The sequence below is a fragment of the Kribbella voronezhensis genome, assembly GCF_004365175.1.
GTDB classification, from domain to species: Bacteria; Actinomycetota; Actinomycetes; order Propionibacteriales; family Kribbellaceae; genus Kribbella; species Kribbella voronezhensis.
In genome coordinates this window covers 693421-708718 of the sequence record NZ_SOCE01000001.1, presented here as the reverse complement: position 1 = coordinate 708718, position 15298 = coordinate 693421, and the positions used below count along the sequence as shown (strand labels likewise).

The window sequence follows — 15298 nt, the reverse complement described above, 5'->3', positions numbered from 1 at the left end:
AATCACAGCCCAGATTCAGATCGAATCAAGGTCTGAGTGTCCGGATATCCGGACTTCTTCTACGTTACGTAACGATTCAGCTTGTTATCTAGCTGTAATACTACTCTCCGTGTTCTCGTCACGGAGCGTGCAGGTTAAGGCCGCATCCGGTGGTCTTGAGCACGTCCCGGAGTTCTGCGTAAGCTCACCGCGCCTGGCCCGGCTGGGGATGGCCAGGTTCCACCAAGTCGCCGACTCGCAACGCCGAGTTCCGCCCTCCGGGTCGGCGATCACCTACCACCCGGCAACAGAGGGCGGAAGTGGGGGACCCACAGGTTCCCGGACCGCGCCGGACCGAAACGTCCGGTCACGTCCTTGGGGCGAAGCCGCGCCAGCGGCCGGGTAATACTTCCGACCCGAGCCCGACAGCTAACCTCACAGGCGTGCAGGAAGGACTGCCCCCATGCGGGATGAAATCTCCCGTAGGCACGCACGACATCGTGCTGCCGTTCCCTCCGACGTTTTGAACGAACCGGCCGCCAAAGCAGGCCGGAGAACACTGATCCCGATCGTCGCGGCGATCGCGATCCTGCTGGGTACCACCGGACTGGGCTTCGCGGCGCTCAACCAGCCGGCGAAGCCGCCGGCTCCCGTCCAGCTGTCGGCCACCGCCGACGCGTACATCTCCAGCAAGTCCCCGACGCAGCGCCACGGCTGGTCCGCCCGGCTGGTGGCGAAGGCGAACGAGGCATCGATCCTGGTGCGCTACACGGTCCCTGTGGCGGCGTCCGGGTTCGACCGCAAGGCGACGCTGGTCCTGCACCGGTTGACCCGTGGTACGGCCGGAAAGATCACGGCCTCCACCGGTCCGAGTGGCTGGGCCGAGAACGTCACCTACGCGACCACTCCGAAGGCCGCCGGTACGCCGATCGCGACCGTGGCGGACGACGGTACGTCGGCCGAGCTGCGCATCGACGTGTCGGCCGCGGTGACCGATGCCGGCGTACTCAACCTGGCACTGACGCAGACCGACGGCAGCGACTACGCCGTCTTCGGCGCCCGGGAGTCCGGGCTGAACCAGTCGAAGCTCGAGATCAGCTACGTCCCCGAGGGTGACGGCCCGACGCCGTCCATGCCCACCTCCGCGCCGACGAAGCCGACCACCTCGGTTCCGACCTCGACCCCGACGGTCGTCCCGACGAAGCCCACGGCGACGCCGACTACGACCACGACCACCACCAAGCCGCCGACGACGACGCCGACGACGACCAAGCCGACCTCGACTCCCACCGCCGGCCCGGGCTGTACGGTCTCGGCTCTGCTGGTGCCGTCGTGTGGTGCCTGGTTCGGTGCCGCGGCGAACCCGCTGGGCAGCGAATCGTGGGATGCGGCGCTGCCGGCGTTCGAGTCCACGATCGGCCGGACGGTCGACATCGCGCACTACTACAACTCGAGCCCGAAGCTGTTCCCGACCGCGGACATGATCAAGCGGGCCCGTGAGCCAGGCAAGAAGCGGATGCTGTTGCTGAACTGGAAGCCGGAGATGGGCCGTACCTGGGCCCAGGTGGCGGCCGGTGACCCGACGGTGGACGCGGCGATCGATGCCGAGGCCAAGTACCTGAAGTCGACGTTCCCGGAGAAGTTCTTCCTCGGGATCCACCACGAGCCGGAGGACGAGGTCAAGCCGGCCGCCGGGTCGGGGATGACGGCCAAGGACTACAAGGCGATGTACCGGCACGTGGCGCTGCGGCTGAAGGCCAACGGCGTGACGAACGCGGTGTTCGTGATGAACTACATGGGTACGCCGCACTGGGGCTCGCAGTCCTGGTTCGCCGATCTCTACCCCGGTGACGACGTCGTCGACTGGATCGCGGAGGACCCGTACATCTTCGGGACCTCCAAGGACTGGTGGACCGACTTCGCCAGCGCGGTCGACCGCAAGGACACCTACACCTACCCGAACTGGCCGGGCTTCTACACCTGGGCGACCACCAAGCACCCGGGCAAGCCGATCATGCTGGGTGAGTGGGGCGTCAACGAGCAGACCGCCTTCAACATGTCGAAGTCCGACGTGCTGAACACGGTCAACGCCGGGCTGGCCAAGCGGCCTGCGATCAAGGCGCTGGTCTACTGGAACGAGACCAAGTTCAACCCGGTCGGGGAGACCAGGCTGGACTCGTCGAGCGCGGCCAGGTCCACGGCCCAGCAGGTGCTCGGCAGCGGATCGTTGCTCCGCCGGCTGAACTGACCCTCCCCGGGGCGCCAGGCCCTGCCCTGGCACCCCATCCGCCCTCCCCGGGGCGCCAGGTCCGCCTGGCGCCCCACCCCAAGCCCCCGGCCTTCCGAGGTCCGGGAAACCGGGACTGGCCCAACCCCCGAGGGGCCAGGAGCCCGGGAGGTGCCTGAGCCCTTCCCCCACGGGTTCAGGCACCGCAAGGACCAGGTCCCGCGGGATGCACCCGCCCCCACTCACCCCGCGGGACACTGGCCCACCAACCCCGCAGTACCGCCCTCCCACGTACTGCGACCGCCTCCGCCACCACGTTGGACACTGGCCCACCAACCCCGCAGTACCGCCCTCCCACGTACTGCGACCGCCTCCGCCACCACGTTGGACACTGGCCCACCGGCCACGTAGTACCGCCGTCGGCGACACCGCGCAGTAGCAGCGGTGTGCGTGCTGCGAGCGGCTCCGCCACCACGTTGGACACTGGCCCACCGGCCACGTAGTACCGCCGTCGGCGACACCGCGCAGGAGCAGCGGTGTGCGTGCTGCGAGCGGCTCCGCCACCGCGTTGGACACTGGCCCACCGCTCCCTCCGCAGTACCGTCTCCGATACCGAGCAGTAGTAGCGGTGTGCGTGCTGCGAGCGGCTCCGCCACCACGTTGGACACTGGGCGGGTTCAATCTCCCTGATCCGGTGGCGTGGGCAGTAACATGCAGTGATGAAGGAGCCGAGCAGGGGGCAAGGCTGGAACCGGTGGTTCATGACCGCGGCGGTGTCGACCGGCGCGATCGCCATCGGCCTGGTGAGTTGTGCGCTGGTGTCCGACGACGACGGCCAGTCCGGCGGCGGTCCGATCCCCACACCCACCAGCCCCCCGACCACCCCCGGTACGCCGGGCACCCCCGGAACCCCAGGAACGCCGGGCACACCCGGAACACCTGGTACGCCGACCCCGACACCCGGCTGCGGCGTCACCGACCTGCTGGTCCCGAACTGTGGTGTCTGGTTCGGTGCCGCGGCGAACCCGATCGGCAACGAGTCGTGGGACGAGGCGCTGCCCGACTTCGAGAACGTGATCGGGCAGCCGGTCGACATCGCGCACTACTACAACTCCAGCCCGCAGCTGTTCCCGAGCTCGAACATGATCAAGCGCGCCCGCGAGCCCGGGAAGAAGCGGATCCTGATGCTCAACTGGAAGCCCGAGATGGGCCGCACCTGGGCCCAGGTGGCCGCCGGCGACAACGTGGTGGACGCGGCGATCGACGCCGAGGCGAGCTACCTCAAGTCCACGTTCCCGGAGAAGTTCTTCCTGGTGATCCACCACGAGCCGGAGGAAGAGATCCAGCCCAGGGCCGGTTCCGGGATGACCGCGAAGGACTTCGCGGCGATGTACCGGCACGTGGTCGAGCGGATGCGCGCGAACGGCGTGACGAACGCGGTCTACGTGATGAACTACATGGGGACGCCGCACTGGGGTTCGCAGCCGTGGTTCGAGGACCTGTACCCCGGTGACGACGTCGTCGACTGGATCGCCGAGGACCCGTACATCTTCGGTGAGAACCCCGAGTGGGGCAGTGGTCTCGGCCGCGCCGTGAACCGGAAGGCCGCCAACTATCCGAAGTGGCCCGGCTTCTACACCTGGGCGACGACCAAACATCCGGGCAAGCCGCTCATGCTCGGCGAATGGGGCGTCGACCGCAAACTCGGTGAGACCAAGCGGAGCGCGATCTTCGGCGCGATCCCGGCCCAGCTGAGGCCGTACCCGCAGCTCAAGGCGATGGTCTACTGGAACGAGACCGAGTACGGCACCGTGGGGGAGACCCTGCTGGCTCCCACCGACCCGTCGGTCCAGATCCTCCGCAAGATCCTCGAGGCCGAGCCGCTCAAACCCCCGCCGGTGCCCAAGGTCAAGTAGCACCCGCCCACCTCAGCCACCGCCGCCGAGGTTCAGCCGGCGCTGCCGAGGTTCAGCCGGCGCTGAGGCTCAGCGGTGCTCGGGGCGCAGCTAGCGCTGAAGGGCAGTTGCGCGCCGCCGGACCGCAGCTGGAGCCTGGAAGCCCTGTCAGCGCAGGGCGATCAGGAGATGGCGGCGGCCCGCGCCGATGGCGGTGACCCAGCTCGGTGGCGGTACGCCGTTCTCGACCGTGACCGGCCCGGGCTTGCTCCGGTCGCTCCGGTCGCCGGTGGCCAGCTGTCCACGCCCGTTGGCGCCCCACGTCATCACGGTGCCGTCGGTCAGTACTGCGACGCTGTAACCCTCGCCGGCCACGACGTGTTGCACGCCGACGAGTTTCGGGTCCTTCCCGCGCCCTCGGACCTGGGTGGCGTACGCGCGGGTCCTCAGCGTGCCGTCCCCGAGCTGACCGCCGTTGTTCCGGCCCCAGCCCACCACCGAACCGTCCTTGAGCAACGCCAGATTATGCTTCTCCGCCGAGGAGATCTCGGTCGCCCCCGTCAGCGGCCGGCCCGGCGCGACCAGCACCTCACGCGGGATGTTGCGCCCGGTCGTCGTCCCGTCGCCGAGCTGGCTGACCTCGTTGCGTCCCCAGGCGACGACGCGCCCGTCGCCCAGCAGGGCAAGGGAATGCTGGCCACCGATCGCGATCGCCCGTACGCCGGTCAGCGGCGCCCTGCCCGCCCCGGTGATGAGCACTGGCAGCTTCGCCACCGCGGGCGCCGACGTACCGAGCTGTCCGAAGCTGTTGTCCCCCCAGCCGAGCACGGTGCCTTGGTCGGTCAGCGCGAGCTCGCTGCCGCCGTCCACCGCGACCGCCCGTACGCCGGTCAGCGGCGCCGTTCCGCCCGGGTTCAGCACCATGCTCGGGGTGAGCGGATCCGGGGTGATGTCGGCGTTGCCGCGCTGGCCGGAATTGTCGCGGCCCCAGACCACCACGGTGCCGTCCTTGCGCAGGGCAACGGAAGTGTTGGAGTCGGCCGCGATGTCGGTCACCCCGGTCAACTGCCCCGGTGCGCCGTCGGGCGCCCGCACGTACGCCGGGGAGGACGACGCCGCGCGGCTGCCGTTGCCGAGCTGGCCGTCTTCGTTGGCTCCCCACGACAGCACCCTGCCGTCGTGGCGCAACGCCAGCGAGTGCTGCTCGCCGGCCGCCAGCCGGATCACCCCGACCAGGTTCTGCCCGGCCGCATCCTGGACCGGTCCGAAGCTGGTCCGGATCCCGGTCGGCGCCGAACGGCCCAGCTGGCTGGCATCCGAGAAGCCGGTGGACAGCACCAGGCCGCCCGTGTTCGCCGGCCCCGCCGCGCTCGGAGCCGCCAGGGGCTCCGCCTGCGCACATCCCGCCACCCCGACGAAGGCCAGAGCCAGTACGGCGACCGCGGATCGCACGCCGCCGGAACGGTGCACGATCGGGGACGGCGAGGAAGCGTGGAACAGCGAGGAGGGGCTGGAAATCATGACGTTTCTACCGGTTTCGCTTCCGCGGCCGGCGGGTCACCGGCCAGGTCGGGGGTACGGCGGCGCCGCAGCATCGCGGTGAACGCCGTCAGCGCGAGCTGGTCGCGCAAGGTGTACAGCGCGCCGAGGTAGGCGACGGCCCCGACCGCCAGCACCACCACAAGCAGTCCGTCGGACGGATCGCCGGCGAGTTGGAGCAGTTGAGCGGGTACTGCGAAGCAGGCCAGCGCCAGCCCGCCGACGTACACCGACAGCTTGCTGAACGGCAGCCAGTGCAGGTTGTTCATCACCTGCGCCATGCCGAGTACGTTGCGGACCACGATCGCGGCCGCCCAGGCGGTGGCCGCGCCGATGATGCCGAGCGGCGGGATCAGCAGCAGGTTCAGGCTCAGGTTCACCCCGAGCGCGACCAGGCTGTTGACCAGGCTGAGGCCGCTCCGGCCGGCCATCAGCAGGATCAGGTCCACCGGTCCGCCGGCCGCCGCCAGCAGCGCGGCGATCGCCAGCACCACGACGACGCCGTGGCCGCTGCGGTACGTCGAACCGCCGAACAGGTGCAGCAGCAGAGGCGCAAGAGCCAGGCAAACAAGGAAGAACGGCCAGGTGAGCGACATCGTCCAGGCAGTGATGGTCTGGAAGACGCGCTTGGTCGCCTTGTGGTCACCGGAGGCCAGCAACGCGCTGGTGTGCGGTGCGGCCACCTGCTGGATCGCCTGTGTGCCCAGCTGCCCGATCACGAACAACCGCGTCGCCACCGTGTAGACAGCGGCCTCGGCGGGCGAGCGGAACGCGGCGATGAGCACGATGTCGGCCCGTTGCAGGATGCTCTGACTGATCCGCGAGATCACCCGCGGCCAGGTGTAGACGGCGTACTCGCGCCAGAGGTCCTTCTTCGTCGACGCGGCCCGGCCGAGGCCACGCTTGGAGATGAGTCGGTGCTCGATCCGCTCGTACCAGGCGACCGCGACGACCGCGCCCACGAAGTACGGAGCGGCCCAGGCCAGCGTGAGGCCGCCGAGGCCCGCGTCGGCAGCGACGGCGACGACGATGCAGCCCACCTGCAGCATCGCGCGGCCCATCTTGTCGACCAGCACGGTCGGCCGGATGGTCGACAAGCCGCGGGTGGCCGAGAGCGCCGTGTTCATCACCGCGGCGAGCGGGATGCAGATCGCCAGGACGACGACCGCGCGGCGAGCATCCGGGTCGGCGGCACCGAGGACGAGGTCGGCGACCTGACCGCGGAACAGGATCAGGACGGCGCCCACGAGGCTGCCACCGGCCAGTGAGACCAGCGCGGCGAACCGGACGGTGGTCCGGGCGTCGGCCAGCCGGTCCTCGACCAGGAAGTGCGGGAGGAACTTGGACAGCGACACGTCGGAGCCGAGCTCGGCGATCGCCGCGACGATCAGGAACACCGAGGTCAGCGCGAACAGGCCACCCGCGACCGTGGCATCGGTGGAGCGGGTGACCACCCAGGTGAGCAGCAGGGTGAGCAGCGCACCACCCGCCGTACCGACCAGGTTGGCCGAACCGCCGCGGGCGATCTTGGTCAGGCTGGCCGGTGGTGCGTCAGTCGTTTCGGACAGCGGAACGGCCACTACATCATTCTCCGCGACGGTGCGAGGTCGGTCTCGTCGCCGTTGCCGGAGTCGTCGTCGACCTCGACCTCGGCGAACCACGGCGTCGGCGCTGGCGTGGCCGGCACCTCGGCCGCATCGGTGGGCAGCGGCTTCGAGCCGATCGGGGTGGTCTTGGTCAGATGACCGTTGGACGCCCCGTTGGCCGAAGTGCCGTTCTTGGCAGCGCTCGTCGAGCCGTTGACCTTCGGCTTGGTCGCGTCGTCGGCGAGGCCGCGGCTGCTTCCGTTCCGGGTGGACGACTCCGGCAGCGGGGCGTCGATCTTGGGGATCTCTTCCGTCCGCGCGTCCACGGCCGCCACGGCACGCCGGGCCTTCGGTGCCGGAACCAGCCCGGTCGCCGTCTCGGCGACCTCCGCGACCGGGGTCGCAGCAGCCGGGGTAGCAGTAGCCGAGCTAGCAGCGGCGGGTGTAGCAGCGGCCGGGGTTGCCGGTTCGGGTGACCGGGTGGTCACGGGTGCCACGTCGGCCGTCGTCTCGTCGTGCTTCGAGCGGTGCAGCAGTCCCTTCTTCTCCGGTGCGTCGAGGACGATGCCGGCCAGCTTCGCGCCGCCGCGCGTGACCGCCTCGGCGGCCTGCTGCAGCTCGACCGTCGTGGTGTGACCAAGGCTGACCAGGATCACCACGTCGGTGCAGAGGTCGGCCAGAGTCAGCGTCTCGGGTGCCGACGCGAGAGGTCCGGCCACCAGCAGCCAGCGGCTCCCCGGGATCAGCATGTCCAGGAAGCCTCGCATCTGCGGCGATGCCAGCTTGTCGACCGAACCGCTGTGGTGCACGCCGGCCGGGACGAACCGAAGTCCGGGCTGGTACTCCGTGGCCACCTCGTGCGGCTGGACCCCGTCGGTCAGCACCTCGGCCAGACCCTTGAGCTTCGTCAGCCCGGTCGCCTCGGTGAGCTCGCCGTCGGTGTCGACCAGCGTGACGCTCTGGTCCGCACGAGCCAGCGAAGCCGCCAGAACCAGGGGAGTCGTGGTGTGAGACTCGACCGGGCTCGCCGGGACCAGCAGCACCGCACCACCCTCCGGACTCGTCACTCCGAGCACGCTGCGGAGCAGGCGGGCACCGTCGGGCAGTTCGGCGTTCACATCGGACAGCAGGTGCTCCGGGCGCGTCACCGACGTCGTGTAGACCGTGCTCAGCACCGGGTAGCCCATGGCCTTCACATCGTCGGGGGTGCGCAGCTTGCGGTCGTTCAGCGAACGCCAGAGGGCGAACACGAGACCGAGCAGCAGGCCGAGGGCGGCGCCGGCGGCAGGCAGGATCCAGCCAGGCAGGCCGGCAGGACTCGTCGGCGTGGTGGCCGGCGACAGCACCTGACCAGGGTCGCCCTGGAACAGCCGCAGGTCGCTGATCTGGCTTTCCAGTTTCGAGGCCTCGGCGGTCGTCGTTTCCACCCGCTGCTGAGCCAGCGCTCGGGCAGGTGATCCGGCGGCGGTCTTCCCGAGCGTCGCGACGGCGCGCTGCAACGCGGACTGGTTGGCGGTGCGGGCCTTGGTCAGGTTGTTGATCTGGGCCTGTACCGACTGGGCCGCACGGCGTTCGCGGGCGACCAGGTAGGCGTTGGCGAAGGCGTTCGCGCCGTTGCGCGCGGCCACCGGCGTGATGTCGCTGTACGCGACCTCGAGGACCTGCGAGTTCGGCGGGTTGGTGACGCTCAACTGCTCGACCAGGGCGGCGACCGAGGCGTTGCTGCGGAGCGAGGTCTTGGCGAGCTGGGCCACCGCGTCCGAACTGACCAGCTGTGCCTCGGTGCCGAGGTTCGCCAGGTTCTGGCCGCGGGCGCCCGGCGCGTACGGGTTGCCGTCGGCCGGCTGGACCAGCACGGTCGCCGTCGCGGTGTAGGTGGCCGGCTGCTGCATCGACGCGAGATAGCCCAGGCCCGTCCCGATCACCAGCAGCAGCGCGACGATCGGCAGCCGGCGGGCCAGGCCGGCCCAGCTGAACCGGCTGGCCAGCGCCTGCTGGCTGGTGTCTGTGTCCGTGTACGTCCCCGTGCTACTCATATTCCCCGCCCTCTCGCGTTCGCCCATTGCAGAACTCTGTTCGCCGGTACGACCCCAGACGCGATCGCCAGCGCGAGATATCCGCGCTTCTCACCAGGTGCCAGACGGAGAGCTCGCAGAGCCCACCGCGATGAATCCGAGCGGCGCCGCAACGCTGCGTACGCCACCGCCTTCTGACCGTAGATCCGGGCCAGTCCCCGCGGGCTGTCCCTGATCACGGCATGCTTGTCGACCATATAGTCCAACGCTTCGATGATGACTGCCCAGCGCGCGGTGTAGAAGGAACCGGGATGCCAGAGCACCTCGACTAGCGGCTTGCTGACCACGGCGACCTTCTCGGCGGCCAGGGCCCGCAGCATCCAGTCGTAGTCCTCGGCGTAGCCGCCGGGGAGTTCCTCGTCGACCCAGCCGATCCGGTCGAAGGCTGTACGGCGTACCAGCACGGTGGACGGGTGTGCTTCCATCACCCGGCGCCGGGCCAGTTCGGCCACGGTCACGTCGGCGGGGCTGGGCACTCGCACGTGCCGCTGGTCGCCGATCGTGATCTCGATGCCGCACACCGACAGGCCGGCGTCGGCCGCGGTCAGCATCGCCACCTGGGTGCTCAGCTTCTCCGGCTTCCAGCTGTCGTCGTCGTCGCAGAAGGCGAGCAGCTCGCCGCTGGAGCCGGCCACCCCACTGTTGCGGCCGCCGGGCAGGCCCGGCGCCCGTGTGTTGGTGATGACCGTCAGGGTCCGCTCACCCGCGTGTCCGGTCAGTGCGAGGTCGTCGGCCAGCCCTGTCTCGGGTTCGCTCTGGTCGTAGACGACGACCATCTCCACCGCGCCCGGGTAGTCCTGGGCGGCGATCGAGCCGAGTGCCTTCCGGAGCAGCTCCGGCCGGTTCCGTGTCGCGACCACGACGCTGACCGTCGGGACCGCGGTACCGGTCGGCACGGGAGGTGTACTCATCAGTTGCTCCTTCTCAGACCTGCGGGCATGAACCGGCCGTCCGGAACGGCGAACCGGGTCAGCAGGACAACTCCTTGAACGGTCGCGCCGACCTCGGTGGCGCGGTGCACGGCATTGATCAGTGCCCGCTGCCGGGTGCGCGGGGTGACGATCAGGACGACGTTCCCGGCCAGCGCCGCGAGCACCGAGCCCGGTTCGCTGGTGACCCCTTCACCGGTGACCAGGACCGTGCTGGCCTGATGCGGGTCGAGTGCGGGGATCGTGTCACCGGGCAGGACGGACCGGTCCACCACGCGCGACTCCCGGCCGTGCGAGCGCAGCGCCGCGGACAGCTGGTCCGCGGCGGACCGCTCGGCCTCGCCCGGTTCGCGATCGGGTGGTGCGACCATCACGGTGCCCGCGCCGATGCCCAGTACGCCGACGGTGATCGGATCCCACGTGTGCACCCGCACGCCGGGCGGCCCGAACCAGTGCTTCGGCAGCGTCACCACGGACCGGCCCGGAACCAGCCGGGCCACGTCCGACGCGCGACCCAGCCGGGTCGACCGGATGTAGGCGATCAGCAGTCCCACCAGTCCGCCCAGCACGAGTCCGTCGACCGGGGCGACGAACGGGTTGATCCGGCGGGACCTGGTGGTGTCACCGATCCGCAGTACCTGGCCCGGGTAGGCGCTGGTGGTGCGGACCTGCCGGGACTCGGCCTGCCGGGCCGCGATCTGCTGCACGATGGCGGTCCGGTTGGCCGTCAGCTCGGCGATCTTGCCGGCGTTGGCCTTGCCCTTGAGGACGGTCTCGTCCAGCCGCGCGTTCAAGGTGGCGATCTGCTGGCCGATCAGCTCGACCCGGTCGTCGCGGCGGCTCTCCAGGTCGGCGCGGCGCAGCTGCAGATAGGTCTCGGTCATCGTCGCCGCGCCCTTGCGGGCGGCGACCTTGTCGGTGGAGTTGTAGGTGACCTTCAAGACCTTGGTGGTCGGTACGGCGGCCAGGTGCAGGTGCGCACGGATGTCCTGCTCACCGGTGGCCCGCCGGGTCGCATCGAGGACCGGCTCGGAGACCAGCCGGGACGCCTCGGTGTCGATCGTGAACCACTTCGCGCCCACCTCGCCCTTGCGGGCCAGGTAGAGCGGAACGTCGGCGACCAGTACGGCCGACGTGGAGGAGTAGACCCTCGGCGTACGGAGCATCCAGCCCACGCCGACGACCGCGCCGACCAGCGCGCAGACGGCAACGGCCACCGTCCCCCTGCGAATCGCACGCAGGTAGGCGGAGAGCTCGATGGCGTCGACGCGCGCCGGACGGTGGGGTTTCACGGGCGCCAGCTCGGGGGCATGCCGAGAAGCTTGGTCAGCTCCGTGTCGGAGGTCTCGAACCCGGCCAGCAGCCGCTCACGCAGCGCGGCCGGCATCGGCTTGCTCGGGCGGGCGTTGGCCTGCTCGACCTTGGCCGGGTTGTGCACCGGCAGGCCGAGCCACTCCTGCAACCGGGCGAACTGCTCGACCGGTGACTCGAAGAACCGGTTCGCGTCGATCACGAAGACCTGCTCCGGCGAGAGCGCCTCTTGCAACCGGACGATCTGCTCGGCGTACCGGCCGCGGCCGACGTAGGCGTGGTGGCGGTGGTGGAAGCTCTGGTACGACGGGTCCGCGTGCATCCGCTCGACCTCGCCGGCCAGGCGGCTGTCCTCCAGCGCCAGCGCGGTCTCGAAGTCCTCGGTCTCGAAGCCGCGGGCGAGCTCGTGCTTGTACGCCGAGAACGCGCGCTCGACCGGGTCGCGGACCAGCGTGACCACCTTGACGTCGGGCAGGTGCTCGGCGATCCGGCCGGGGGCGAGCGGGTGGAACATGTAGTAGCCGCTGCTGTCGAACGTCATCGGCCGGCCGACCTTGCGGGTCCGCGCCGCGGCGACCGGAGCGACCGGGAAGTGCCCGTGGTACCACGACCAGGGGTTGTCGTAGCCGACGTCGAAGTACCCGATTCCCTTATGGAACAAGGGCCGCACGATGGCCGGGTGCTCGACCAGGAGCCGGTAGAGCGTCGTCGTACCGCAGCGCTGGGCACCGGCGACGATGAAGTCCGGCAGCATCCGCACGCCTGCGGTGGCCCGGCCGACGACCCTGGTGGCCTTGCGGATCGCGTCCTGCGTCCCGTCGGGCAGCACGTCCCGGGTAGAACGCAGTACTGCGGTGCGCTTGGCGGCCAGGCCGCTGTTGCCGGTGCTCATCGAGTGGCTCCCTTCGGAGTCGGCGCGGACAGCCGCCGACTGTGCTTGGTCAAGGCGTCGAGCACAGTGTCAAGAGTTGGCCGGATGACCTCGCCCTGGTCACCCTGACTGCCCAGCAGGTACCGCGCGGTGATGGACGCCAGGTAGAGCACGCCGAGCAACTCCTGCGCGGCCGGGGACCAAGCCGGGTGATGCGTGTGCGGACTGGCCAGCGCGGTATCGATCACGTCGGCCGAGAAGCCATGAGCTCGCGTGCTGGTGTGCAGCACGTAGTGAACCCGGTCCAACCCAGCCGGTACGCCGGTGGCGAAGCGCTCCCAGTCCCACAGCTGCAGCCGGCCTCTGCGCATCCCCAGGTTCCACGGCGCGAAATCCCCATGCCAGGCGGTGAACCGGACCTGCTCGTCCCCGTGACTCTGCTCGACCCGCTCCAGGGCTTCCTTGTACGCCGTACGCTGTCGCGCGTCCTCGACTTCCTCGGCAGTGCCGACCAGGTGCTGCCAGTACGCCGAAGTGGCCAGCGCGGCCGAGCCCTCGTCGTACCGGTCGTACAGCTCGTCGAGTGCGTCCAGCGGTGGCTGCAGCAGCGGCCCACCGGCCGGGCGAACCGCTGTGTCGAGTGCGGAGATCACCAGCAGTTCGAGCCCTTGCCAGTCCCCGAGGTGAAGCAGGGCAGGAATTTCGAGCAGCCGCCAGTCCTGCTTGGCCAGTCCGGCCAGCGCGGCACCTTCCTGCCGGACCAGCCCTGCGGTCAGCTCCGAGTCGCCCACCTTCACATAGGCGACACAGCGCCCCCGGCGGTCGAAGACCTGCAGAATCGGCTTCTGGTTGGCCCGCAAGGACCCGACGCCGAGCCCGACCACGACGGCGGTGCCGAGCACCTCCGACAGGTGCTGCTCGATCGAGGCTTCGCCCACCGCTCGCGGAGTCATCCGGATGCGGTCGGCCAGCAGGCCTTCGGCTCCGGCTCGCAGTGCATAGGAGCCGACCAGGCGGACGGCACGTTCCTTGCTGGACAGGGCTCGACTGAAACGGCGCAGGCCACTCGCGGCAGCGGCCGGTCTCCCCGCGGGCACCAGCAGCCGCGGCGAGGCCTGTGACGGAACGAAGATCAACTCCCGCGCGGACCGGTCCCGCCGGCGGTTCGTCACCAGCGCGACGTCGTGGCCGGGCCAGAGCCGGCCGACCGTCCGCACCAGACGGTCGACGTTCTGATCGGCGGTCATCGGGCCGCCACCACTTGTTCGGTCGCCGGCAGGCGCGCGGCCTGCTGGTCACGGTCGGCGCGCCACATCAGCGCGAGCGCGATCATCAAGGTGAACAGGGGCGAGCCCAACGTGTCGTAGACGAAGATCTCGATCAGGAAGAAGATGATCAGCGCCACCCCGATCATCGCCACCGGATCGCGGCTGCGAACGTGTCGCGCGAACCGGATGAGGAAGAAGGCCAGGAAGACTGCCGTGCCGAGCAGGCCCTGGGCGAAAATCACCAGCCACAGGTGTCCCTGGGTACCGAACGGCGGCACCGCGCAGGCCGGGCAGCCGAGGGTGGCCCCACCGGCGATCGATCCGAAACTGCCTTCCACGTCACGGGTGTTGCCGAAGCCGATCAGCGGCGAGCCCTTGATCGTCGACTCGATCGTCTTGATCGCCAGCTCGCCGCGGCGCTCGTTGCTGTGCTGGTGGGCGAACCGTTCGCTGACCATCGTCGGCAGCGGCGACAACAGTGCCCCGACGACCATCAGCACGCCGACCGGCGCGAGCCAGGCGACGGCGTTGAAGCCGCGAAGGCGGATCACCTGCACCACGGCGTACAGCATGCCGATCACCAGGACGCCCCACAGGCCGCGGTTCAGCGAGTAGACGACCGGGACGGCGGCGACGATCAGGACCGGTACGGCGGCGACCTTGCGCCAGCCGGCGTCGCGGCCGAACCACGAGTACAGGAAGAACGGCAGGTAGAAGGAGAGGTTCGCGCCCCACGAGTTCGCGTAGGAGAACGGCGCCCGCGGCCGGGGCTGGGCGAAGCCGAGCACGCTCTGGATGTCGGCCGTGGCCGGGTGGATCAGCGCGTGCACGAAGCGGTTCGTCGCCGCCGAGTGCGGCAGCACCAGTTCGAGCACCGACTTGAACTCGAAGTGCGGGGCGACGACACCGAGCAGGCCGCCGAACGCGGTCACGACGAACATGTAGGCCAGCAGCCGGACCACCTTGGCGGTGGGCAGGTCGGCCTGGCTGGTGTTGCCGACGTACAGCAGGACGATCGTGACCGACAAGTACCAGATCAGCCGGAAGGTGTAGGTCAGCAGGGTGTTGCCCAGCGGGCTCAGGTTGCTGAACGGCGCGTCGGTGGTGAGCATCGTGCCGCTGACCAGAACGACGGCCAGGAACCCGATCCACCAGCCGAAGCCACGCGGCGCGATCACCGTCCGGCGGCTGATCAGCGACCAGGCCATCGGGATCGCCGCCAGGAAGAACGCGAACTCGGTCAGCCCGAGCACCCACCACAGCGGGAAGCCCAGGAAGAGCACGGACAGCGGCCAGCCCGCCGACCAGCGCCGGCGCCGGCGCGGTCCGGCGACCGCGGCGGCGCTGACAGCGTCAGTGCCCGCGGCGACGTTCGGTGACGACAACTGGATTCCCCCACACCTGATCTCTGAGCCAACGTTCCGCCCCCCGGCACACTGGCTCCCCCACGGAGAGGATAGGCGCAGGGTGGGCAGATCGCCAATGATCGGTGACGGTTTAAGCACCTGTCCGTGACCAGCAGGTGTCCGGGAGCTGGCGCCGCGGGGAGAGAGTGCCCGGAATTCCGTCACTGTGGGTGATATTTCGGTGTCCTGAAGTTCTTTGTAACGCGATCTGG

The 15298-nt window shown here is 69.7% G+C and carries 10 protein-coding genes and 1 riboswitch; of the genes, 2 read left to right on the top strand and 8 right to left on the bottom strand.

The features are described from left to right. The first annotated feature begins 267 nt into the window (after window positions 1-267). Window positions 268-437: riboswitch (cyclic di-AMP (ydaO/yuaA leader) on the top strand. A 65-nt stretch (window positions 438-502) separates the two neighbouring features. Together EV138_RS37565 and EV138_RS03120 are read left to right on the top strand one after the other, a co-directional pair. After that, entirely contained in the window at window positions 503-2227 is a 1725-nt protein-coding gene (locus tag EV138_RS37565) for a CBM96 family carbohydrate-binding protein (protein ID WP_202866604.1), read from the top strand. A gap of 698 nt (window positions 2228-2925) precedes the next feature. After that, a complete protein-coding gene (locus tag EV138_RS03120; RefSeq protein WP_133976941.1) occupies window positions 2926-4122 on the top strand; it encodes a glycoside hydrolase family 26 protein in 1197 nt (398 codons plus the stop codon). A gap of 147 nt (window positions 4123-4269) precedes the next feature. Here EV138_RS03120 and EV138_RS03115 read toward each other — a convergent pair whose 3' ends face one another. Genes EV138_RS03115 through EV138_RS03080 form a run of 8 tightly spaced genes read right to left on the bottom strand, consistent with a single transcriptional unit; the run spans window position 4270 to window position 15065 of the window. Then, window positions 4270-5622, bottom strand: coding sequence for an RCC1 domain-containing protein (locus EV138_RS03115; RefSeq protein ID WP_133976940.1), 1353 nt, complete (start codon window positions 5620-5622; stop codon window positions 4270-4272). After that, complete coding sequence (locus EV138_RS03110; RefSeq protein ID WP_166678473.1) at window positions 5619-7220, bottom strand: oligosaccharide flippase family protein; 1602 nt, start codon at window positions 7218-7220, stop codon at window positions 5619-5621. The genes EV138_RS03115 and EV138_RS03110 overlap by 4 nt, the downstream gene beginning before the upstream one ends. After that, window positions 7220-9262 carry a hypothetical protein gene (locus EV138_RS03105; RefSeq protein WP_166678472.1) on the bottom strand — a complete coding sequence of 681 codons (2043 nt, stop codon included), beginning with the start codon at window positions 9260-9262 and terminating at the stop codon, window positions 7220-7222. Before EV138_RS03105 ends, EV138_RS03110 begins: the two co-directional genes overlap by 1 nt. After that, entirely contained in the window at window positions 9259-10212 is a 954-nt protein-coding gene (locus tag EV138_RS03100) for a glycosyltransferase family 2 protein (RefSeq protein WP_133976937.1), read from the bottom strand. The genes EV138_RS03105 and EV138_RS03100 overlap by 4 nt, the downstream gene beginning before the upstream one ends. Then, window positions 10212-11522, bottom strand: coding sequence for a GumC domain-containing protein (locus EV138_RS03095; protein ID WP_166678471.1), 1311 nt, complete (start codon window positions 11520-11522; stop codon window positions 10212-10214). Before EV138_RS03095 ends, EV138_RS03100 begins: the two co-directional genes overlap by 1 nt. After that, window positions 11519-12433 (bottom strand): sulfotransferase family protein, encoded by a 915-nt coding sequence (locus EV138_RS03090; protein WP_133976935.1) that lies wholly within the window; start codon window positions 12431-12433, stop codon window positions 11519-11521. Before EV138_RS03090 ends, EV138_RS03095 begins: the two co-directional genes overlap by 4 nt. Beyond that, window positions 12430-13659 carry a hypothetical protein gene (locus tag EV138_RS03085; RefSeq protein ID WP_133976934.1) on the bottom strand — a complete coding sequence of 410 codons (1230 nt, stop codon included), beginning with the start codon at window positions 13657-13659 and terminating at the stop codon, window positions 12430-12432. Before EV138_RS03085 ends, EV138_RS03090 begins: the two co-directional genes overlap by 4 nt. Beyond that, entirely contained in the window at window positions 13656-15065 is a 1410-nt protein-coding gene (locus tag EV138_RS03080; protein ID WP_133976933.1) for an O-antigen ligase family protein, read from the bottom strand. The genes EV138_RS03085 and EV138_RS03080 overlap by 4 nt, the downstream gene beginning before the upstream one ends. Window positions 15066-15298: the final 233 nt, after the last annotated feature.

Coding starts and splice junctions, on each gene's coding strand:
- EV138_RS03090 (WP_133976935.1), bottom strand. CDS start 12,433: ATGAGCACCGGCAACAGCGGCCTGGCCGCCAAGCGCACCGCAGTACTG.
- EV138_RS03100 (WP_133976937.1), bottom strand. CDS start 10,212: ATGAGTACACCTCCCGTGCCGACCGGTACCGCGGTCCCGACGGTCAGC.
- EV138_RS03120 (WP_133976941.1), top strand. CDS start 2,926: ATGAAGGAGCCGAGCAGGGGGCAAGGCTGGAACCGGTGGTTCATGACC.
- EV138_RS03115 (WP_133976940.1), bottom strand. CDS start 5,622: ATGATTTCCAGCCCCTCCTCGCTGTTCCACGCTTCCTCGCCGTCCCCG.
- EV138_RS03085 (WP_133976934.1), bottom strand. CDS start 13,659: ATGACCGCCGATCAGAACGTCGACCGTCTGGTGCGGACGGTCGGCCGG.
- EV138_RS03105 (WP_166678472.1), bottom strand. CDS start 9,262: ATGAGTAGCACGGGGACGTACACGGACACAGACACCAGCCAGCAGGCG.